Source organism: Acidovorax sp. A79, assembly GCF_041154505.1.
Classification (GTDB): domain Bacteria; phylum Pseudomonadota; class Gammaproteobacteria; order Burkholderiales; family Burkholderiaceae_C; genus Acidovorax.
In genome coordinates this window covers 2,044,705-2,065,692 of record NZ_AP028672.1, presented here as the reverse complement: position 1 = coordinate 2,065,692, position 20,988 = coordinate 2,044,705, and the positions used below count along the sequence as shown (strand labels likewise).

The 20,988-nt window shown below is 67.4% G+C and carries 21 protein-coding genes and 1 pseudogene; 7 read left to right on the top strand and 15 right to left on the bottom strand.

What is annotated here, in order from left to right:
- Positions 1-17: 17 nt before the first annotated feature.
- Positions 18-1,091, bottom strand: a complete 1,074-nt coding sequence (locus ACAM51_RS09450) for a hypothetical protein (protein ID WP_218296166.1) — start codon at positions 1,089-1,091, stop codon at positions 18-20.
- A 126-nt stretch (positions 1,092-1,217) separates the two neighbouring features.
- Here ACAM51_RS09450 and ACAM51_RS09445 point away from each other — a divergent pair, with 126 nt between their 5' ends.
- Entirely contained in the window at positions 1,218-1,589 is a 372-nt protein-coding gene (locus ACAM51_RS09445) for a YciI family protein (RefSeq protein WP_218296165.1), read from the top strand.
- Between the two features lie 78 nt (positions 1,590-1,667).
- Here ACAM51_RS09445 and ACAM51_RS09440 read toward each other — a convergent pair whose 3' ends face one another.
- From ACAM51_RS09440 to ACAM51_RS09425, 4 genes are all read right to left on the bottom strand, one after another.
- Entirely contained in the window at positions 1,668-2,345 is a 678-nt protein-coding gene (locus tag ACAM51_RS09440) for a hypothetical protein (RefSeq protein WP_369643391.1), read from the bottom strand.
- Positions 2,346-2,460: 115 nt separating this feature from the next.
- The gene (locus tag ACAM51_RS09435; RefSeq protein ID WP_369643390.1) at positions 2,461-3,384 is read right to left on the bottom strand and encodes a leucine-rich repeat domain-containing protein; all 924 of its coding nucleotides are present in this window, start codon (positions 3,382-3,384) and stop codon (positions 2,461-2,463) included.
- Positions 3,385-3,481: 97 nt separating this feature from the next.
- Positions 3,482-4,453 (bottom strand): helix-turn-helix transcriptional regulator, encoded by a 972-nt coding sequence (locus ACAM51_RS09430; protein WP_369643389.1) that lies wholly within the window; start codon positions 4,451-4,453, stop codon positions 3,482-3,484.
- Between the two features lie 290 nt (positions 4,454-4,743).
- Positions 4,744-5,037 carry a DUF4148 domain-containing protein gene (locus ACAM51_RS09425; RefSeq protein ID WP_369641186.1) on the bottom strand — a complete coding sequence of 98 codons (294 nt, stop codon included), beginning with the start codon at positions 5,035-5,037 and terminating at the stop codon, positions 4,744-4,746.
- A 253-nt stretch (positions 5,038-5,290) separates the two neighbouring features.
- On the opposite strand from ACAM51_RS09425, the gene ACAM51_RS09420 reads away from it, so the two are divergent.
- Positions 5,291-6,103, top strand: coding sequence for an alpha/beta hydrolase-fold protein (locus ACAM51_RS09420; RefSeq protein ID WP_218339765.1), 813 nt, complete (start codon positions 5,291-5,293; stop codon positions 6,101-6,103).
- A 324-nt stretch (positions 6,104-6,427) separates the two neighbouring features.
- Positions 6,428-8,497: a putative bifunctional diguanylate cyclase/phosphodiesterase gene (locus ACAM51_RS09415; protein WP_369643388.1), complete on the top strand. Its 2,070-nt coding sequence runs from the start codon at positions 6,428-6,430 to the stop codon at positions 8,495-8,497.
- A 63-nt stretch (positions 8,498-8,560) separates the two neighbouring features.
- Here the strand turns inward: ACAM51_RS09415 and ACAM51_RS09410 are convergent, their stop codons facing one another.
- From ACAM51_RS09410 to ACAM51_RS09395, 4 genes are all read right to left on the bottom strand, one after another.
- Positions 8,561-9,823 carry an MFS transporter gene (locus tag ACAM51_RS09410; protein WP_369643387.1) on the bottom strand — a complete coding sequence of 421 codons (1,263 nt, stop codon included), beginning with the start codon at positions 9,821-9,823 and terminating at the stop codon, positions 8,561-8,563.
- A gap of 207 nt (positions 9,824-10,030) precedes the next feature.
- Complete coding sequence (locus tag ACAM51_RS09405) at positions 10,031-10,987, bottom strand: universal stress protein (RefSeq protein WP_369643386.1); 957 nt, start codon at positions 10,985-10,987, stop codon at positions 10,031-10,033.
- Between the two features lie 134 nt (positions 10,988-11,121).
- A complete protein-coding gene (locus tag ACAM51_RS09400; RefSeq protein ID WP_369643385.1) occupies positions 11,122-11,355 on the bottom strand; it encodes a hypothetical protein in 234 nt (77 codons plus the stop codon).
- A gap of 379 nt (positions 11,356-11,734) precedes the next feature.
- Complete coding sequence (locus tag ACAM51_RS09395; protein ID WP_369643384.1) at positions 11,735-12,529, bottom strand: sigma-70 family RNA polymerase sigma factor; 795 nt, start codon at positions 12,527-12,529, stop codon at positions 11,735-11,737.
- A gap of 95 nt (positions 12,530-12,624) precedes the next feature.
- Here ACAM51_RS09395 and ACAM51_RS09390 point away from each other — a divergent pair, with 95 nt between their 5' ends.
- The 3 genes from ACAM51_RS09390 to ACAM51_RS09380 all read left to right on the top strand — a co-directional run bounded on the left by ACAM51_RS09390 (position 12,625) and on the right by ACAM51_RS09380 (position 14,482).
- Positions 12,625-13,221, top strand: a complete 597-nt coding sequence (locus ACAM51_RS09390; protein WP_218296154.1) for an ATP-dependent Clp protease proteolytic subunit — start codon at positions 12,625-12,627, stop codon at positions 13,219-13,221.
- Positions 13,222-13,519: 298 nt separating this feature from the next.
- Positions 13,520-13,813, top strand: a complete 294-nt coding sequence (locus tag ACAM51_RS09385) for a DUF4148 domain-containing protein (protein WP_369643383.1) — start codon at positions 13,520-13,522, stop codon at positions 13,811-13,813.
- A 285-nt stretch (positions 13,814-14,098) separates the two neighbouring features.
- Complete coding sequence (locus tag ACAM51_RS09380; protein ID WP_255591045.1) at positions 14,099-14,482, top strand: surface-adhesin E family protein; 384 nt, start codon at positions 14,099-14,101, stop codon at positions 14,480-14,482.
- Between the two features lie 20 nt (positions 14,483-14,502).
- Here the strand turns inward: ACAM51_RS09380 and ACAM51_RS09375 are convergent, their stop codons facing one another.
- The 4 genes from ACAM51_RS09375 to ACAM51_RS09360 form a co-directional block, all read right to left on the bottom strand.
- Positions 14,503-14,982 carry a DUF421 domain-containing protein gene (locus ACAM51_RS09375; protein ID WP_218339758.1) on the bottom strand — a complete coding sequence of 160 codons (480 nt, stop codon included), beginning with the start codon at positions 14,980-14,982 and terminating at the stop codon, positions 14,503-14,505.
- Between the two features lie 198 nt (positions 14,983-15,180).
- Positions 15,181-16,068 carry a cysteine hydrolase family protein gene (locus ACAM51_RS09370; RefSeq protein WP_369643382.1) on the bottom strand — a complete coding sequence of 296 codons (888 nt, stop codon included), beginning with the start codon at positions 16,066-16,068 and terminating at the stop codon, positions 15,181-15,183.
- A 124-nt stretch (positions 16,069-16,192) separates the two neighbouring features.
- The gene (locus ACAM51_RS09365) at positions 16,193-16,627 is read right to left on the bottom strand and encodes a surface-adhesin E family protein (protein WP_369643381.1); all 435 of its coding nucleotides are present in this window, start codon (positions 16,625-16,627) and stop codon (positions 16,193-16,195) included.
- A 65-nt stretch (positions 16,628-16,692) separates the two neighbouring features.
- On the bottom strand, positions 16,693-17,193 hold the full coding sequence (locus ACAM51_RS09360) for a flavodoxin family protein (protein WP_369643380.1): 501 nt from the start codon (positions 17,191-17,193) through the stop codon (positions 16,693-16,695).
- Between the two features lie 187 nt (positions 17,194-17,380).
- On the opposite strand from ACAM51_RS09360, the gene ACAM51_RS09355 reads away from it, so the two are divergent.
- On the top strand, positions 17,381-18,967 hold the full coding sequence (locus ACAM51_RS09355; protein WP_369643379.1) for a methyl-accepting chemotaxis protein: 1,587 nt from the start codon (positions 17,381-17,383) through the stop codon (positions 18,965-18,967).
- Between the two features lie 66 nt (positions 18,968-19,033).
- Here the strand turns inward: ACAM51_RS09355 and ligD are convergent.
- Both ligD and ACAM51_RS09345 read right to left on the bottom strand, forming a co-directional pair.
- Positions 19,034-19,906, bottom strand: a pseudogene (ligD, locus tag ACAM51_RS09350) (non-homologous end-joining DNA ligase); the annotation flags it as partial.
- A 92-nt stretch (positions 19,907-19,998) separates the two neighbouring features.
- Entirely contained in the window at positions 19,999-20,907 is a 909-nt protein-coding gene (locus ACAM51_RS09345; protein ID WP_369643378.1) for a Ku protein, read from the bottom strand.
- Between the last annotated feature and the right edge of the window lie 81 nt (positions 20,908-20,988).

Below are 20,988 nucleotides of genomic sequence, written 5' to 3'. Positions count from 1 at the left end.
CCCCGGGGGGCGTGGAGTCAGGTGCGCAGGGTGTGGCCCAGGTCGTCCCAGCCGCTGGTGCCGGTGGCTGCAAAAATGGTGCGCAAGTGCTTCTTCAGCGCGGCGCTGCCCACGCCCGTGCGCTCGGTGCAGTCCGTGCGTGCATGGCCCAGGCCGGCCAGCAGGGCAATTTCGCGCTGCAGCGGGCTCAGCGGCAGTTCGAACACGCGGCGCACCACGCCGATGCCGCGCGGGCGCAGCAGCTGCAGGGTGACCAAGAGTTGTTGTGCCCCGCCCGCCATGGGGTGCAGGGTATGGGCGTCGGCCGCCAACCAGCCACCCGGCATGGGAATGCGCTCGGCGCCCTGCGGGGGCTTGCCCAGGCGCCGGGGGAGATCGTGCAGTACCGCCGTTGCCGCCGTGCCGTGCACGCCCAGCCCGAGAAGATTGGCTTGCCGCAGCAACTGGATGGCGGTGGTGTCGGCGAGCTGCGGCTGCTGGTTGGCCGCGTCGAACAGCACATGGCCCACCGGGCTGTTCAGGCCGGTGTCCCAGGGGCGGGCAGGGGGCGTGTGCGGGAAGGCCCGCGCGAGGCTGGCCGATGCGCGCTCCAGCAGCGCGGCCTCTGCGTCGCCGAAGCCCTTGCCTGGGGCGCGGAACAGCGCGGCAATGGCACGGGTGCGGCCTTGCGCTTCCACCCGCAGGTCCAGCGTGTGGTGGTGGCCGCTGGCGCGCACGAGGAGGTTGTAGGAGTTGGAGCGGAAATAGCGGGCATCCGGCGCCATCAGCCTGCCGACGCGCGGACCATCGGGCCGGGCGAGGGCGAGCACATTGGTTTCGTGGGGGCCCACGAACAGTTGCTGGAACTCGTTGAGGAACAGGTCTTGCGCCGATGCAGGGGAATCCTCGTGGTGGAAGCCTTCCGGCAGGCCCTGCCCGTCCATCCAGAACAGGGCCGCCGCATCGGCACCCACCAGCATGCGCAGCACGGCGCACACCTCGGGGGCCACGGGCGCGAGGCCGAGGCCCAGGCCGCAGAGCATGTCCAGCTCCTGCCACAACCGCTGCCGGGATGCGGCCGTGAGGGCTGGGGAGGATGGCCGCGAATTCATGGGGTGAGGGGGAATGCAAGTCGGGAAGGGGGCATTATGGGATCCCGCACATTTTTTTCAGCACATGGTCGATTTGCGACCGTCAGCTTCGTCGTCAGTGCATCACCACCCTCAAAGCACCTCCGTATGAAATATCTCGGCCTCGCCTACTTCACCCCCGAAAAATTCGCCGCGATGGCGCCGGACGACGTCCAGGCGCTGGTGCGCCAGTGCCCCCCGCTGGACGAGAAGATGCGCGCTACCGGCAAGGTCCTGGTGTCCGCGTCGCTTGGCGACCTGGACAACTGGGCAACGCTTCGCCCGCTCGGCGGCAAGACGCACGTCAGTGACGGGCCGTACACGGAGTCGAAGGAAGTGGTCGGCGGCCTCTTCATCATCGAGGCGGACAGCCGTGAGGAGGCGCTGCGCATCGCCTCCATGCACCCGGCGGCCACGCTGGGCGAAGAGGGCGGATGGGCCATCGAGCTCATCCCCATGGATTTCTACCTGGCCCGGTGAGGGCCAGGGCGCCTGTCGCCAGGATGCTTCGGGGGCTCTCCCCACTAAGACCCGGCATGCGGTGCCTTCTGCCGCGCCTCATGCCCTGCGGCGGCGCACCACTCCCAGGCCCGCCAGCAACGCGGACAGCAGCACCCACCCCGTGCTGCCCAGCGCGGGCACCGGCGTGGCGCTGGGCGCCAGAAGGGCCGGCGTGCAGGGGCTGCTGAAGGGCTGTGGCGGGCTCCAGCGTGAAAGCTGCTGCGTCTGCACGCCCCCCGAAGCGTCGTGCACGCTGCGGTTCTGGGCGGCATCGGAGAACACGTTGTTGATGCCGTTGGCGAACCAGTGCGCCGGCACGGTGTGCGTGATGCCCGTGCTGCTGAACGATGCGCCCGCCGGGTCACCATTGATCTCGGTGAACATGCCGGTCAGCACGCCGGCGCCATCGGTGGTGGCGCTGCCCAAGGCCAGCGTGGGCGCGGAGATGGCAAGGTCCTGCACGAAGCCCACGTTGCGCGCGTCGTTCATGCGCCAGAAGGTGCACCTCAGGTGCGCCCCGGTCCATGCCTGGTTGGAGGCGGAGTTGCCGCCGTTGTCGAACACGAAGGTGACGCTGTAGCTCTGGCCGCTGATGATCTCGGGGAAGTCGGTGGTCGAGATGGTCCCGGTGTAGGTCGTGGCGAAGGGCGCGGCCTGGGCGGCGCCCGGGAGGCCGATGGCGCAGGCCAGGAAGGCGGTGGCGAGCCTGCTGCGGTGGTTGCGGAGATGGCGCATGGAGGTTCCTCGGGCTGGATGGCGGGCGGGTGTGATGGCCCGCGGCGCCAATGGTGGTGCTTCAATTTTTATAGCTGCTTGCGCTTGTGTGGAAAGCGCTGGAGGCCAAAAAGCCTCAAACCTGCCTGCGCCGCAATGCCCGCAGGCCCAGCGTGGCGGCGGCCAGCGACAGCAGCGCCAGCGCCCATTGGCCCAGCGTGGGCACGGGGGTGGCCGGCCCCGGGGGCGCGCCGTTGCACTGCGCGTGCCAGGGTGTCTCTCCGGTGGCGGCGTCCCAGTCGGTGCTGGCCGACGGGGGGAGTGGATTGGGGCACAGGATGGACTGGCCCGTGAGCAGCGAGTTGGGCGCCGTGGGCAGGGGGCCGGTGAGCTGGTTCTGGTCCACCACCAGGACCTGCAGGCCGGGAGGCAGTGCGGGGATGGGCCCGGTGAGCTGGTTCTTCTGCACGGACAGGATTTGCAGCGCAGGCATGCCGGCGAGCGGCGGGATGGCGCCGGTGAGCTGGTTGTCGCGCACGAGGAACCATTCCAGGGCGGGCAGGCCGGTGAGCGGTGGCAGCGGGCCGGTGAAGGCATTCATCGCGGTGATGTAGCGCGTGAGGTGCTGCAGGCCCGAGGGGTCGGGCAGCGGGCCCGTGAACTGGTTGTTTCCCACGTTGAAGAACGCCAGCTGGGTCAGCCCCGCGATGGGCGGCACGGGGCCGGTCAGGCCGCCGCCGGTGAGGCTGATGGACGTGAGGTCCGGCAGCGCCGCCCAGTCAGGCAGCGGCGTGCCGGGTGGGGTGCTGGACATGGCGTTGGAGACGAATGTCATGCCGGTGACCGTGGTCTCGCCCGCGTCGCAGGCGATGCCCGCCCAGTTGCACTCGGTGCCCGGCACACCGCCCCAGCCACTGTTGTTGAGCCAATTGGGGCCATTGGTGGCGAAGTAGAAGTCCATCAGGTACTGGCGCTGCGATGGAGGAATGGCGGCCTGCGCGCTGGTGGCGGCGAGCAGGGCGAGGGTGGCGAGGAGCCGGGCAGGTATGAAAGCGGTCATGCCGGCGATTCTTGGGAATGCGCCGCGCCGCGTCGTTGCCGGCAACGACAATCGCCTTGTTCAAAACGACATGTGCGCGCCCGTGGCGCACGCCGTGTCAGGCCGTTGCGCGCACGTCGGTGGGCGTCATGCCGAAGCGCCGCCGGAAGGCCCGGCTGAAGGCGGAGAAGTCGTCGAAGCCGTTGTCCAGCACGATCTGCAGCACGCGGCGGTGGCGCTGGCCGGGGTCGGCCAGCGCGGCGCGCACGCGCTCCAGCCGGGCGCCGCGCACGAAGTCCGAAAAGCAGGTGCCCTCGCGCGCGAACAGGCGCTGCACCTGGCGTGGCGTGAGGTGGTGCAGGCGGGCGATCTGCGCCAGGCTCAGTTCGGGCTGGGCGATGCGCGCCAGGATGTCGCGCTGGATGAGCGCCAGGCGCGGCACGTCCACCGCGTCGCTCCCGGGAGGCTGCGTGCCTTGCCCTGCAGGCGTGAGCATGCTGGCCATCAGCTCCTGCAAGTGCGAGCGGGCCGATTGCAGCAGGGGTTCGGAGAGCGCGGGGCTGCCGGCCAGCAGTTGCGCATAGCCCATGGCCAGGGCGGGCTCGGGCATGTCGGAACGCAGCAGCCGCAGCGGTGCTTCTTCGAGCCGCGCCACCTGCTGCGCCAGGGCGGCCCGGGGCAACTGGAGGCTGGAGGTCTGCCCGCCCCAGAGATGGATGAACTCGTGCGCGCGGGCCTTCGAGTGCAGGACGAAGCCACCCGCCGGTATCTCCAGGTCGCCGCCTGTGGTGCGGATGGCGCAGCCGTCCTGGGTGGTGGTGAGCAAGAGGTCGTCCGCCCCGGCCCCCAGGTGCGCGGGCTTGTGTTCGAAATGCGCAGGCGTGTGCGCGCTGTGCGCATAGGCGGCCCCTGCCCCGAGGGGCATCAGGGTAACGGTGAAGTCCAGCGGGGCGGCACCTTCGCAGGGCCACAGGTCCACGCGCATCAGCGCGCGGCCAAACAGCTCGCGCAGCGCCTCGGCCTTGTCGCGCCCCGTGTAGTCGCGAGAGGAAATTCGCAGGCGCTGGGGAAGGTCGGGCGTTTGCTGCATGGGATTGACGGCAACGGATGGCGGCTGTGCGAGGCAGGCAGTTTAAGCCGGCGGTGGTGGCTTGCAAGGCCGCCGCCCCAGCGCTGGATCTCCAGGGTCTCCCCCATGCCGGGAAAAACGCGTGGCCTTCGTCATCTCGCGCTTTCTCCTGGTGCCAACAAAAAGGGCTCCCAAAGGGAGCCCGATCTGCCTGCCCGCCCCTGCGGTTCAGTTAACACTCCCCATGGCAGCAGCACCCGCAAATGCAAAGTGCCGCCACCATGGGAAGGCCCGCAACTGCGTCAATTCAATTACATGGCGCTGAATTCGCCCGAAGGGATCTGGCCTGTGCGCACGGCTTCAGCGGCCTGGGCACGCACTGCGGCGCGGTCGGCGGTGGACTTGTAGGTCACCACACGCGAACCGGCGGGTTCGATGGAGCGGGTCTGTGCCACGGTGGCGGCTTCGGCTTGCACTTCGGCGCGGGTGCGGTTGGTTTCGAACTTGGTGGCGAACTGCGAAGCATCGGCTTCATCGGCCTGGGCACCGAAAGAAGCGAAAGCAGCCACAGCGGCGATGGAGAGGAAACGTGCGGTCGTGTTCATGATGAAAATCCTTGAAGTTAAAAAAGCGTCTCAAAAAAGCCGGGACAAAAACCATTTCTGAACCGGGTTCGGTGAGTCGCCTTGCGGGTTCGGCTCATCGATGGGTTGAACTGTACGCCTGGGGTATCCAAAGAAAAACCACCTGGTCGCGAACTAACTGTTCCAGTATTGAGAACAATCATTCCGCCTCCGGTAGAGCCCCTGCGCGCCGCGAACCCGGATGTCACAATGCCCCGACAGGAGGAGACAGAACGTGCACACAGAATTCCAGCAGACGCGCCGCGCGGCGCTCATTGCGGTCGCGGCCACGTTGGCGGCATGCGGTGGAGGCTCGGGCGACGGCGAGGCGCCGCCAGAGGTGGGACAGGTGATCAACTCGACCATGAAGTCGGCTTTCAATGGCAGCACGTACCCCATCCAGGTCTTTTTGCCGCAGGCCTATGCCACGGGCACAACCACGCTGCCCGTCATCTATGCGACCGAGGGCGATGCGCAGTACGGAGGGCCCAATATCTCGCGCTTTGACACGTTCAAGGCGGTGATGCAGCGGCTGGGTACGCAGGCCATCCTGGTGGGCATTGGGGGCACTGCATGGCGGGGCATCGACTTCCTCATGCCCGGTGCGGCCAGGTACCTCGACTTCATCGTGAAGGAACTGGTGCCCGCCGTGGAGCGCCAGTACCGCGCCGACCCCAGGCGCAGGGCCCTCTCAGGCTTGTCCCATGGGGGCTACTTTGTGGTGGCGGCACTCATACTGGAGGCCCGCGCAGGCGTGGCGCCCAGCTTTTCACACTACCTTTCGACCGAATGCAGCGTGGGCGAGCACACCAGCCCCGCCGGCGTGCTGGCGTTTGAAAAGCAGATCGACGGCAAACCCCTGCCCACAACGCTGTTCCTGGCGGGTGCGAGCGGCGGCAATCACCCGTTGGTCAGCATCCCCCTCTTCAATCAGATGGCCTCGCAGAGCCTGCCGGGCCTGGTGATGCACAAGGCCGAGTACAACACCACGCATGTGGGGGCGGACGTGCCCGCGTTTGAAGAGGCGCTCAAGCGGTTCGTGTCCTAGGCCCGCCCGCAGGCCGCGGCGAAAGCCCCATCCCTGCGCGGTGCTCGCAACCCTTGGCCCGCAGGACCAGGGGTGCCAAAAAAACTTGCGGCCAGGTGGAGATTTGACGATATTGAGGTGCCGTTCCCGCCGGCAAGCCACTGGCAAGCACCGTTGCGCGTAGCGGCGGGCGGCGTCTTTTTGGAGGATGTTGCATTGAAGTGTCCCCCCATTCTCGAGTCGGAAGCAGCCCGCCTTCAGGCGCTTTCCGACTACGGACTTGATGGTGATCGCCCTTTGCCAAGCCTTGACGCGGTCGTCCAGATCGCGGCCAGGATCTTCGGCATGCCCGTTGCGGCCGTGAACCTCATTGGCGACGACCATGTGTTCTTCGCGGCCAGCACAGGGTTCGAAGGCCAGCGCGTGGACATGCGGCGGGACGTATCGTTCTGTGCGCACGCCATCGCCAGGAATGAGGTCATGGTGGTGCCGGACGCGAGCCGGGATGCGCGTTTCTATGACAACCCGCTGGTCACCGGATTCGCCGGCGTGCGGTTCTATGCGGGAGTGCCGCTGTACTCCCCTGGCGGGCTGGCGCTGGGCGCGCTGTGCGTGATCGACAGTGTTCCCCATTTCGACTTCTCGGACGACGACCGTGCGCGGCTCGCGGATCTCGCGCAGATGGCCTGCGACCGTCTGGAATTGCGCAGGCTGGAACACTCCACCGAACGCGCCCGGCGGCCCTTCGAGGACGATGCGCGAACCTCGCCCACGGCGGTGGTCTGGTTCGATGAGAGCTTGCGTGTCATGGCATGGAACAAGGCCGCCGCGTCCATCTTCGGCCATGTTCCGGCGGACGGTCCGGGCCGCCTGGTCGTGGATTTCCTGGCGGAGCGCCACCGCGCCGCGGTGGGAGGCCTCATTGCGCAGGCCGCCGCCGCCGGCACGGCGGACGGGCTGGTGGTTCCCGACGGCTTGGCCGGGGTGCGCAAGGACGGCTCGGAATTCCCGCTGGGCGTGGCGCTTTTTTGCTGGCGCGACAAAGGCAAGCTGACCTTCCACGCCCATCTGCAGGACCTGTCGAGCCACCCAGGGCAGTCCGCGGAGCTCCGGCGGCTGTCCACGACCGACCTCCTCACGGGATTGGCCAACCGCGCGAGCTTGTACCGGCGCATGGAAGAAGCACTGGCGGGATCCGCCGGGGCATGCCTGCTGCTTGTCGACATCGACGGCTTCAAGGACGTGAACGACACCCTGGGACATGGCGTGGGCGACGGTGTCTTGCGCGAAGCGGCCCAGCGCCTGGTCGAGTGCGTGCCTTTGCTGGCCACCGTGGCGCGCACCGGCGGCGATGAATTCGCGGTTCTCATCCCCGGCTGCACCAGCCATCGGGAATCGATGGCGGCGGCCCGGAGCATCGTCGACAGCCTTGCCGAGCCCATCAGCGTGAACGTGCACGAAATCCGCATCACCGCGAGCTGCGGACTGGCCGCGGCGCCGGGCGATGCGCAGGAAGCACTGGAGCTTTTCAGCAACGCGGACCTCGCCCTGTTCAAGGCCAAGAGCTATGGGCGAGGGCAGGTCTTCGCGTATGCCGCGACTCTGCGCATGGAGGCGACGGCCCGGAGGCTGTACAGCATCGAGCTGCACCGCGCCGTCAGCGAGGGCGAGTTCGTGCTGTTCTATCAGCCCCAGATCAGGCTGAGCGATGGCTCCCTGCGCGGTGCGGAGGCCCTGATTCGCTGGCAGCACCCACAACGCGGGTTGCTCTCGCCCGCTGCATTCCTGCCCGCGCTGGAAAACGGGCCCCTGGCATCGGTGGTGGGCTTCTGGGTGCTCGACGAAGCCTGTGCGCAGGCAGCGCATTGGCGCCGCTGCGGCGCCACCGATTTCCGCATCGGCGTAAACCTGTTTGGCGCCCAGTTCCGGGTGAACGACATGGCGGCGGAGGTGGCTGCCACCTTGCAGAGGCATGGCTTGCCCCCGCATGCCCTGGAGCTGGAAGTGACCGAGAACATCGTTCTCGATGACGACGATCTAGTGCTGGGCGTGCTGGAGAAAATCAAGGGCATGGGCGTCGGTATCGCCTTTGACGACTTTGGCACCGGTTATGCGTCGCTCAGCCTCCTCAAGAAGTACCCGGTGACGCGTTTGAAAATCGACCGTTCCTTCGTCCAGAGCACGCCCGAGTCAGAGCGGGATACCGCGGTGGTCCGCGCCATTCTGGACATGGCCCGGAGCTTCGATCTTGAAACCGTGGCGGAAGGCGTGGAGACCGAAATGCAGCGCGACTACCTGAAGGATTGCGGCTGCCAGGAAGGGCAGGGCTACCTGTTCAGCCGCCCTGTGTCCTCCTACGAGTTTTCCGAGTCCTTCCGCCTGCGCACGGAAAACCGGATGGGCAAGCTTGCATGATGGCCGCCGCGCCAGGGCCGGTATGCCGCAAGCCGCAATGAACCGGAGTCCGACGCTACGCTTTCACCTGCGGCGCGCCGGGGCCGTCCCACCCGCCAGGACACAGGCGGCGGCAAGAACCTGGAGCAAGAGCACCATGGCAAAAAAAGGCCCGGTGTTGGTGCCCAGCAGCGGGGCACCCGCTGCCCCGTGGCTGAGCACCGCCGCAAAAACCATGGGGGCGAACGCGTAGAGGGCCTGGGCCACCGCCACGCAGCGCGCAACGACCCGTGGTACCTCCGGGGGGGCGAATTCTGATTGCGCGATGAGCGGTGGCATCGAGGTCGCATTCCCGATACCCAGGCCGAACAGAATGATGCCCAGAACCAGGATGCCTGCATGGTGCGCGCCCGCAAGCAGCATCAGCGCAGTCCCCACGGCCTGCACGCCGTAGCTGCATGCCGCGGCAAGCCTGCGGTTGGCCCGTGGCCCCACCACGCGGGCCATCACCAGGCGCCCGCCCATTCCGCACCCCGTGGCCAACGCCATGATGGCGCCGGCCTGCTGCCTTCCCAACCCCGGCACCATGAGCGAGAAGAGCTGGGCAATCAGTCCGATTTGGGCAAACAATCCCAGCGACATGGCCGCCGCCAAGGTCAGGAAGCCCCGGTCCGACCATCGAAGAGTGCCGTCCCGTGCTGGAGGGGGCGCGCCTGCTTCCGTATCGCTGCCATCGGTTCCATCCGCCAACGGCGATTGTGTGGAGGGTGACTTCGGCAGCACCGTGTGCGCGATGATCGCGACCATCCCCACCAGCACGGTGCCCACGCAAAGCGCTGCCACGGGGAATCCGTAGCGTTCGATCATGGCCGCCCACAGGGGGGAGAACACCATGCCCCCCACGCTCGCGCCGTTGTATGCCCTGCCCAGCGCGAGAGGCCGCCGCGCCACGAACCAGGGCGAGATGATCGCGTTGATGCCTGCTGCCCCCAGGGGAACCCAGCCACCGCCGGTCAATGCCGCCGCGACAAAAAGCTGCCAGGGCTGTGCCGCGGCGGCCCATCCAGCGACTCCGAGCGCGAGCACGATGGCGCCTCCCTGTGTCGCCGCGGGAATGCCGAAACGGCGATGCCATCCTGGCAGGCAGATCACGACCCCTGCACCCACCAGGAAGTGAAAGGTGACCGCAGCAGACACCAGGGACAGGGACCAGCCGGTGCGCGCCATGACCGCGTGCAGGAAGACTGGCGGGCCGTAGAAGCCCGCGCCCCATCCCAGCAGTGCAATGACGAAGGCTGCGCGGACTACGGTGTCGCCATAGAAGACGGGGCGGCGGGTGGAAGGCATGCGGACAAGAGTGGCGGGCGCGGTGAAGACCGCAGGACCACCGATGCTGCCCGCTGGCGCGAGAGCACGGTTCGCCCTGGAGCGAACTGTGGGTGTTCATCCACCGTGCATCGTCGGGGGCGGGGGGCGCCCCTTGCGTCCCCGCCGTCTCAGGTGACCGGCCACAGCATTCCTTGCCTGGTGGAGACCCGCCTCTGGGCGGGCGTGTCAGGGGCTCTGGCGTCGAGGCGACGCGCCGGGTGCGTGCGGCCGCAGTGGGGCGCCCGCCCTGACGCGGCGCACGGGAAGGTCGGGCGCGAGCCGCTCCACGGCAGAGGTGCGGGACGCGGGTCGAAAGCCGTGTGGCACCACCAGCACGTCCACGCGTGCCTCCCGGAGCAGGCGTTGTGCAACGCTCTCGAACAGGAGGTCGGACACCATCGAAGCCGGGTGTTTGCCGACGACGACAAGGTCCGCCGCGCTGTGTTGCTGCTGCACCAGAATCTGGCGAACGGGGTCTCCCCGCCCGATGGAGGACGACAGCCGATTGCGCCGTGCATCATGCGAATCCGTCAATGTGACCATCCTGTCCTGCGCGGAGCGCCGGCACTGTTCGCGGTAGAGCTGGATGGCGCGCTCCGACACTTCGGCATACCGCAGCTTTCCTTCGTCGGCGGTGCTGATGGCGTGAAAGAGCTCGACCCGTGCCGAGGGATGGAGCGCAAGGCCCAGGTCGACCAGGCCGTGAGACATCCGCGAGAAGTCCACGGCCACCATCAGACCCTGGTACGGCTGGTGGGCCGGATTGCGCACGACGATGACGGGGCGTGGGCAAGCGCGCAGCATCCTGAGGGCCGGATGGGTGGTGAACCAGGCGCGCAGGCCTCGCACGGGTGCCGTGCCCCACACGACCAGATCGGCGCCAGCCGCCCAGCGTGCGACCTGTTCGGCATCGCCTGCGGCCTGCGTTACCGCCTGCACCGCGATGTCGTGGCGCTGCCCCAGCTGCACCGCGTGATGTGCCAGCCGCACGTCCGTGTCCGGAGGCGGCTCCTCGCCGGGGTCGGCAAGGTAGGAGATTTTCAGCGTCGCACCGTGCTCGGCGCAGCACAGCGCAGCCCGGGCCAGTGCGTGGCCTCCCTGCTGGGAGAAATCGGTGACGGCAAGGATGGAGCGAGGGATCATGGGGAAAACTGCTTTCTGAAAGAGCGGCGCCGGCTGGCGGCGCCAATGCGCGGCGAGACCGGGGCGGGCATGGAGATCGGCGAGGGGACGTGCATCTGGCGCACCGCGGGCCGCGGTGGCTGCTTGCCGCGGGGCTACCTGGCGTAGTCGCCCCAGGCCTCGGGCGGGTGGCGGACGCTCGCGGCCGTGGCTGCGCGCGTTTCGCCATGTGTGGCGGCCACCTCGGCATGCAGGGCGCGGGAGCGGACGATCTCTGCGGTGTGGGGCAGGTCCGCAAGGAATGCGGGAAGCTGCGGGACTCTCAGCCGCGACCGGCGAGGGAAGTCAGGTTCGGTGAGCGTGCGCCCGCCGTGATCCGCTGTATGCATGAAAAGCACTCCATCGAGTCCGGCCGTTGCCCTGTGGGCAAAAGGCGGCCGCTACCGCGCAAGGCGGGTGCCCGGCGGTGGATGTCTGCGCTGAAAGGGGGAAAAGGTGCCGCCGGGCTCAGGAATGTGCTGGCGCTGGCTGACGGTGCGCCTTCCTTGCCGCCGCGCGAAGCGGTGCGGTCAGGGCGGCGGCGGTTCGAGGGAAGGTGGCGGGCATGGGCCCAGTGTACGCAAGGTGCACCCCTTTGGCGGCCAAAGGCCCCATGCTTCTTGCCAGATAGCGCGGATGTCCCGGGCTACCCGGGCCACGTGCCGCCTGTGGCCCTGAACCTGGCCATCGTGCGCGCGGGCCTGGAGGGGGCGGGCCTGGCGGCGGCCGCTAGAGCGCCACGGTTTCCGGCTCGTGCTCAGTCTGCACGCCCAGCGGCAGCACACACAGCCTGACGCCGTCCAGCGTGAGCACCAGGCCAAGCTGCCCGCCCATCTGCACCACGCCACAGGAGGTCGCGGCCGGCGCGGAGATGGCTTCGGCGGCGGCCAAGCATGCCCGCGCAGACGCACTGACTGGCGGCTGGCCGAGCATCGCCCACAGTATTTGCGGATCACGCAGCCGGAGCGATTGCAGGAACATGCGGAAAACCACCTCTTCGCTCGATTCGCGTTCGGGCGATGGCCGAGGCTCCAACCCGCTGCCCGCGCGCCGCAGCCGCAACAGTGCCCGCCGCAGCTGTTGCCGGCTGGCGGTTTCGGACCGGCCACTGGCCTGGGCGATCTCGGCATGGCCGAGCTCGAACACTTCGTGCAGCAGCACCACGGCCCCGTCCGCTGGCGCCAGGTGGGCGGCGAGCAGGCGCAGCGCGCGGGAGGCATCCTCCGCCAGCGCCGCATCCATCTCGGCCGATGGCGACGCATGCACGGGGTGGCTGGCGACAGCTTGCGCCAGCCATTGCTGCATCCAGTGGCGCCGGCGCAGGCGGTCGACGGCCAGATTGCGCACCACGGTGAGCAGCCAGGCCTGGGCCGCGTTGAGTTCCAGCGCGTCGGCCTCCAGCGCGCGGACATAGGCGTCCTGCACGGCATCCTCGGCATCCGAGGGGCCCAGGAGGCGGGAGGCCGCGCGCACCAGGCGGCGGCGGTCAGCGTCGATCAGGGCCGGCTGGCGTTCATCATGCATCTGCAAATCTTGCCACAGCCGTGCCGGGGCCCGCGTGTCACGAAATCCGCGCTTCGTTCGTCAAGGCAGTTCCACCACCCCGAGGAATCCCGCCCATGAACACTCCAGACACCGCCACGACGCCCAGCGCCACCGAGCCGCGCACTTCCTATCTGGAGGAAAAGGCGTTCAAGTCGCGCACCCTGCTGATCTTCGGCACCGTCACCGACCTGGTGGCCGCCGACGTGGCGCGCCGGCTTATCGCATTGGACGCCGACAGCGCCGAACCCATCGACGTGCTGGTGAGCTCGCCCGGCGGACACCTGGAATCGGGCGACGCCATCCACGACATGGTGCGCTTCATCGCAGCACCGGTGAACATGATCGGCACTGGCTGGGTCGGCAGCGCGGCCACCCATCTGTACCTGGCGGCCCCCCGCGAGCGGCGCTACTGCCTGCCCAACACACGCTTTCTGATCCACCAGCCCAGCGGCGGCTCCGGCGGGCCGGCCAGCGACATCGCCATCCAGGCCCGCGAGATCGTCAAGGCCCGGGAGCGCATCGCGCGCACGATCGCGCGGGAAACCGGCAAGCCGCTGGACGTGGTGCTGGCGGACATCGAGCGGGACCGGTGGCTGTCGGCCGAGGAAGCGGTCGAGTACGGACTGGTGTCGCGGATCATCGAGCGCAAGAGCCAGCTGCGGGCCGCTTGACCTGGTGGCGCACGCGGCGAAGGAGGGCCGTCCGAAGGACGCCGAGGCTGGGTAGCCTTCACCGGTGCGGCCGGAAACCCGGCCTTGGATTTGGTTCCCGGAGATTGTTTCCGATACTGGAACGGTTAGTTCGCGACCAGATGGTTTTTCTGTGCACGCCACCGGCGTACAGTTCAACCCATCGATGAGCCGAACCCGCAAGGCGACTCACCGAACCCGGTTTGAAGCAGTCGTGAGCATGGCTCTTCGCGCTTTGTTCCGGCTTTTTTTGAGACGCTTTTCTTTAAGGATTTCTATCATGAACGCCACCGCCCGTTTCCTCTCCATCGCCGCTGTTGCCGCTTTCGCCTCTTTTGGCGCCCACGCCGACGAAGCCGACTCCTCGCAGTTCGCCCTGCAGTTCGATACGAACCGCACCCGTGCCGAAGTGAAGGCGGAAGCCGTTGTCGAAGCTCGCACCCACAACATGGAGCCAGCAGGCTCCCGCGTGGTGACCTACCAATCCACGGCCGACCGCAGCGCCGTGCGCGCCCTGGCAGCCGAAGCCGTGCGCACCGGCCAGATCCCGCACGGCGAATTCAGCGCCATGTAATTGAATTGACGCAGTTGCGGGCCTTTCCATGGTGGCGGCACTTCGCGGGTGCCGCTGCCATGGGAAGTGTTTTCACCGCAGCGCAAGGCAGTACAACGGGCCCCATCGGGGCCTTTTTTTGTGGGTGGTCTCCACGTGGCGGCAAGCACCGATAAACTGCTGCCGAGGCCGCATTGGCGCCATTGAGGGCGCGCGGGGGCCTCTTGCCTGCCACCCTCCCACACGGCCTTGTCCCAGAGCGGGGTTCTCCCAATGATCTGCGCCACTTTCCTGTGCATAGCCGCCATGTCGTCTCCGGCGCAGGCCGAGGACGTCTGGTTCACGTTGCATGGCGACCGCCAGGAGGGTGAAAAGAACCTGATCGAGGTGCGCCCCGAGCCCGTGGGCCTGGACCACCGCGTGGTACTCGATCTGCGCGTTTCAAGAGACAGGACCCGGACTTCCTTCAAGGGGCAGAAGTACCGCTCGTACTATGCCAGGGTGGTGGTCCATTGCCCTTCCCGAACGGCGTGGTATGTGTGGCTCACCTACTATGGGCTGCCGGCCTGGAAGGGCGACGCCGTGGGCCGCGAGGAGTACGCCGAAGGCAAGGCCCCCGTGCTGTTCAAGGATGTGCCGGGAGAGCCTTACAAGGGAATGATCTCTGCGGCATGCAAGGTGCGTGGGTAGCTCCCGCCGGTGCGGTTGCCTCACGCATTCTTCCCGGATTTCTGCAGGATGCTGATGTGCCCGTCTGCTTCAAGAAACGCAAATTGCATGTCTTTCGGGTCGCAGTCCGCTTCACGCAGCGCACGCTGCGCGTCGCACAGCGGTACATGGTGCTTGCGCAACACATCCGTGAAGATTTCCCCGTTGCTGCCGATCAGGACCGGACGGCCTTCCACCCACTGCTGAACCCGTTCGCTGCGGGAGGTGATGACCGCGACGGCGACATTCAGCGCAATCAGCGTCGTTGCGGAAAGCAGTCCTGCCGTGACGGACTTCTCGTCACCGTTCAGACCTGCGGACACCGACTCGCTTAGCAGCATCACCACCAGAAGATCGAAGGGGGTGAACTGGCCCACCGTCCGCTTGCCTGAAATCCGTACCAGCAGGAGAAGCACCGCATAGATGATGGCGGCCCGCAATGGCATCTCCCACCACGCACCGCCCAGCTGAAAAACGTCCATAGGCTTACCCGTCTCGATCTGCACCCGTGAAACCGACCGGCATCGACATCCTTCCGGTGCGCGGTTGATCGCTAGACTATCCGAGCGGCCCGCGAAGCGGGCGTCAGAGGAATGCCGGCTTGCCGGCTGGGCGCGTCCTACAGGTGGTGTTCTGGTGGCCCTCGTGGCCGATCAGGGCGAGCACGGCCGCGAAGAACGTCATGCCTTGCGGATGGAGCATTTGAGAACCCGCGACATCTGGTGCAGCGCGGCCTGCTTGTGCGGTTCGTGCTCGGCCGCCGTGCAGTTGGCGGGCACCCATACCTTGAACCCCCGCATGTAGGCATCCATCGCCGTCAGGTGCACGCACATGTCCGCCGCCAGGCCGACAACGATCAATTGCTGCGTTTGCATCTGCCTGAGCAGATGGTCCAGCGGCGTCGAGTGAAAAGCGGAATGCAGGGGTTTCAGGACCGTCAGGTCGCCATCGCCCGGCGCCAGAAGGGTGGCGATCTCGCCCCGCGCACCAGGCAAGGCCTGGCACGCCTTCACCAGATCCTTGAAGTCAGACCTCCAGATCCCGTAGTTGTCGTTGGCATAGATGGCCACCGCCCCCTGGGCCGAGAGCCGGCGCTTGAGCCGCGCCGTGGCATGCGCCGCCTCCAGGGCGCCGCGCAGCAAGGCGTTCGCGCCGGGAAACCGCATCGGATTGATGAAATCGACAAGCACCAGCGCGGTGGCGCTCGGCTTCAACGCGGCCGCCTGGATTTCGGCCTTGCCGAATGCAGGGGTGGCCGCCATCACGGTCCGCCTACAACCGGCGGGTTTCCCAGGGGGGCCAACCCGGTGGGAAGTGCCTTTGATGCCGGTCGGCGGCATTGCGGCGATCGGGGCCGTGGTGGTAGCAATGGGGTCACGCACTGTGCACGCATCCTGGTTGCGCAGGCGGGAGGAGCTGAAGAGTGTTCCTGCCGCCGCCGGAGTGAAAACACCCCCATCATCGAATCCTGCGGCAGCGGCCGGTGTAGGAGCCCGCCAAAGGACCGGGTCAGAGACCGGAAAGCGCCCGGCGGATTTCGGCATGCCGGGCCAGACGGCCTTGTGCATGCGGCGCTGATGCGCCCGGGCCACGCCGGCAGAATTCGGCGGGGCTGCCAGCCGCCAGCCAATGGGGAGGCGAGAAAATTGGCACGGCCGGGCGGAGAGTGGCGCGGCAGAAAACTCCAGGGTTTCAGGGGCTCTGCAGCGCGATGGCGCAGGCGGCCTTGATCAGTCGGTCCCTGGGGTTGGGCTCCATCTCCGCGAAGGCCAGGTTGCGGCCGTCGCTCTCGGCATACTCCACCAGGCGCATCTTTCCGTGCCACAGCGGCTTGCTGAACAGGGCGATGGAGCGGTGCCACGCCTTCAGCCCGGTACAGTCCACCACGGCCGTGGAGTAGTAGGAGTGGTAGGGCTGGTCATCAAAGCCCGTGCGTGGCCTGGCGCGGTTCACCCTGAGCTTGACGAGGCGCATGGATTCAAATGCGATGGCGCTGGTGGCATCCACCTCCAGCGTGTCCACGAAGGCATTGGCGGGGTCTCCCACCACGGTGAGCCATGAGGGCGCCTCGGCCGCGGCCGCGGCCGCCGAGGATGCCAACACAGCCACGATCAGGAGGGGGGTCATTTGCGGTCTCGTGCAAAGCGTCATTGAACCCGATTGTTCCGGGAAGGTGGGCTCCGTTCGTTCTTCTAGAACACACCCAGCGCCAGCCCCGCAGCCATCGCTTCGCCCAGGGTGCGGCAGCGCAGCAGATCTTCATCTCCGATGTGCTTGACGGCGAGGATGGCCTCGGGGGTCTGGGCATGGGTGCAAACGATGAGGGGATCCCCGATGGACCGCAGGCGCCAGCCGGTGGCGATGCGCTCTATTTGCCTTGCCGCGCTGTGTCCGTCGCTGCCCGCGCAGACCAGGCTGGCATAGGGCCGGCCGTTGACGTGGTCGAGCACGGCGTAATAGCTGCGGTCGAAGAAATCCTTGAGCTGACCGCTGATGGCTGCCAGGTTCTCGGGCGTGGCGAAAATCAGCCCGTCCGCGGCCAGCACGTCCGCGGGCCCCGCCTGCGCGGCGTGCAGCAGCCGCACCGCGACCGCCGCATCGGAGGCTGCGCCCTCGCGCGCAGCCTCGGCCATCTGGCGCGTGCCATCCGTCATGGAGTGATAGACGATCACCAAGGTCTTGCGCTGGTTCATGTCTCCAGCATAGCCCGACAACCCCTCCCGGTCCGTCGCCGGCGGCAGCGGGTGGATCCTCTTGACCCCCGTCCCATAAGCGCGTTCAATCCGCCGTACCGCGGCCAGGTTGCAAATTGTCGCCATTGCTGCAATTGTTTGCAGATCCGCCCGCGCTTGCAGCGCCGCCGTCCAAAGAGGTGAGACCATGAGCATTGCCAGACGCCTTCATGCCATTTCCTTCCTCTTGATCGCGGGGCTCGCGGGGATCGTGCTCCTGGCTTGGCTCTACCTGGGGGAGGTCACGCGCCAGACAGAACTCGTGGCCGGCAAAGAGGTGCCGCGCCAGCTCCAGGCCAGCGCGATGGAGCTGAACGTCACGCGGTCTTCGCTCCAGATGCGCCATGCGATGCTGGTGCGCACGCCGCAAGAGCTGGCGGCCACGCTGGCGGACATCGCCGACAAGAAGCGCTTGATCGACACGGACCTCGCCAGCTTCGTGCAGGCCGCGGACACCGCCGCCGAGAGGGCCCTGAACGCCGAGCTGTCCAAAGGGCTGCAGGCGTTCTGGAACGTGGCCGAGCAGAACCTTCAGTTGATCCAGGAGGGAAAGAAGGAGCCGGCGTTTGACTATCTGGTGGCCTCCACGATCCCCACGCGCAATGCGGTGCTTGCCGTCCTCGCCAAGGAAAAGGAGCACCAGGCCGGGCTGCTGAAAGCCAGCCTCGCCGAGATCGAACGGGACGTGAAGCTGACCCTTCGCGCGCTGGTCAGTGCCGTGGCGGCGGTGGCGATCGGGCTGCTGCTGTTCTCCTGGCACATCGGCGCCACCTTGCGGCGCAGGGTGGCCGCGTCGCAGGCCGTGGCCAATCGCGTGAGGGACGGCGACCTGACCACCCCGGTCACGGACGGCTCGCGTGATGAATTCAGTCCCCTGCTCGCGGCGCTGGCCGTGATGCAGGACTCGCTGACCCGGATCGTCAGCCAGGTCCGCAGCGGCTCGGAGACCGTGGCGGCGGCCAGTGCGCAGATATCCACGGGCAATGGCGACCTGTCCACCAGGACGGAGCACCAGGCGAGCGCCCTGGAGGAGACGGCGGCGGCCATGGAGGAACTCAATTCCACCGTGCAGACGAATGCGCAGAATGCGCTGCAGGCGAACGTGCTCGCGCAGAGCGCCTCCACGGTCGCGAAGCAGGGGGGCGACGTCGTGTCCAGGGTGGTGGACACCATGAGCGGCATCAACGAAAGCTCCAAGAAGATCTCCGAAATCATCGGCGTCATCGACGGCATCGCCTTCCAGACCAATATCCTCGCCCTCAATGCCGCCGTGGAGGCCGCCCGGGCTGGCGAGCAGGGGCGTGGATTCGCGGTCGTGGCCTCGGAAGTGCGCAGCCTGGCGGCACGCTCCGCGGCGGCGGCCAAGGAGATCAAGGCCCTCATCGCCACCAGCGTGGAGCGTGTGGAGGCCGGGACCGTGCTGGTAGGCGCCGCGGGGCAGACGATGAAGGAAGTGGTTTCCTCCATCGAGCGGGTGACCGAGACGGTGGCGCAGATCAGCGCGGCCGGAACCGAGCAGAGCCAGGGCGTGAGCCAGGTCAACGTGGCCGTCAATCAGATGGACCAGGCCACCCAGCAAAATGCGGCGCTCGTGGAGGAAATGTCCGCGGCCGCCTCCAGCCTGAGCATCCAGTCCCGAAGGCTGGTCGAAACGGTCGCGACGTTCAAGCTGTCCAGTTCCGCGCTGCAGCTGGAAGCCTCGGGCCAGCCCGGCCCGGCCTTGATGCTGGCCTGAGCCCGGCCGCCGTGCCCGACTGATCCTGTGCGGGCCCCGTGCCGGCGCCGGGAGCGCGGGCACGCGTCAGCCGGGCCGGAATCCGAGCGCTTTCATCGCGGGTGTCAAACTCACCGCGGCCTCTTCGCAGGCCTGCCAGGGGCCATTGCCCACGCCAAGCCTCGCGTCGATGTTCCGGACGTTCCAGTGGGCGGCGCTGGTCAGCGCATCCAGTTCTTCCCAACCGACGGGCACGGAAACGCCCATTCCCGGCCGTGCGCGTGCCGACCATGCGCTCACGGTCGTCGCACCGCGGCCGTTGCGCAGGTAGTCCACAAAGATCCTGCCCACCCGGTTGCGCGGACCGCTCTTGGCCACGAAGCGCTGCGGGATCGTCTCGGCCAGGTGCAGCACGATGGCCCTGGAAAAATCCTTGACCGTGTCCCAGTCGCGCAGGCGCTTGAGCGGAACCACCACGTGAAGGCCCTTGCCCCCACTGGTTTTCAAAAAGGCGGGAAGCCCCAGTCCCTGCAGCAGCACGCGCAGCAGCCGCGTGCCTTCACGCACATCCGCCCATGCCACGCCTTCGCCCGGGTCCAGGTCGAAGGTCAGCCGGTCGGGGCGCTCCATCCTGTCTTTCAGCGCGTTCCAGGTGTGGTATTCAATGACGTTCATCTGCGACCCGCTGCGCAAGCCCTGTGGGGAGACCACTTCCAGCAAGGGCGCATGCCCCTCGTCCAGCGCCGGGTCCAGGCTCCGCATGCCGGGCAGCGCCTCGGCCTCCTGGTGCTTCTGAAAGAAGAGTTCTCCCGGCACGCCCCCGGGAGCCCTCACCAGGGCCACGGGCCGTGCTTTCAGGTGCTGCAGCATCAAGGGGCCGACCTTGGCGTAGTACCGCACCATGTCCATCTTGGTGAATCCCGTGGACGGATCGATCACGCGCTCACCGTGGGAGATGCGCGGTCCGGGCTGTGGCGATCTGGCGCGTTTCCTGGCGCGGGGCGATCGCGTCGCCGGGGCCTGTGGTGCGTGTGCCGCGTCCGCGCGCTTCATCAGGCCGCCTTCTTGCGCTGCGCGGAAGGCGTCTTGGCCGCGGCACGCTTGCGCGCGGTTTTGCGCGGCGCCGTGCCGCCCTCCTTGGCCGCCGGCCTGGCGGCAGGGCGGCGGTTTACGGGCTTGAGGCTGCGCTGCAGCAGCTCCGTGAGGTCGATGATTTCCGCGCTGCCCGTGGCGGCCTGTGCGGGCTGCGTGACCGTGCGGGTATCGCCCTGCTGGACCTTGGCGGCCACCAGGTCCATGACCTGCTGGCGGAATTCGTCCTTGAAATCTTCCGGCTTCCAGTGGCCGGTCATTTCGGCGATGAGCTGCGTCGCCATCTTCATCTCGCTGGGCTTGATGGCGGTGGCGCCCAGGGCGGGGAGATCCAGTCCCTCGAAACCCTTGACCTCGTCGCCCCATCTGAGCAGGTTGAGGACGAGCGCGGGTCCCGAGGGCGCCAGCAGCGCCAGGTGCTGCTTGGTCTGGATCACGACCTTTGCCAGCGCGATCTTCCCGGTCCTGGCGAGGGCTTCGCGCAGCAGGGCATACACCTTGTGCCCCTTGTTGATGGGGCTCACGTAGTACGGGCGCTCCAGGTAGACGAACGGGATTTCCTGGGCGTTCACAAAGCGCTCGATCTCGATGGTCTGGGTGGTGCGCGGGAAGGCGCCTTCGATTTCCTCCGGGGAAAGAACAACGTACTGCCCGTTCTCGTACTCGACGCCCTTGACGATGTGGGCCTTGTCGATTTCCTTGCCGGTGCGCTTGTTGATCCGCTTGTAGCCCACGGGGTCCATCGACCGCTTGTCCAGCCAATCGAAATCAATGCCTTGCTCCGTGGTGGCGGTGTGCAGGCCCACGGGAATATGGACAAGGCCGAAGGAGATGGCGCCCTTCCAGAGCACCCGGTTGCTGGTAGCCATGTACGCACTTTCTAACAGGGCATCGCGCAGCGCGGGATGCGCCGCGGGGCCGTTGGATTCGATCGTTTCGCGGCGGCCCTT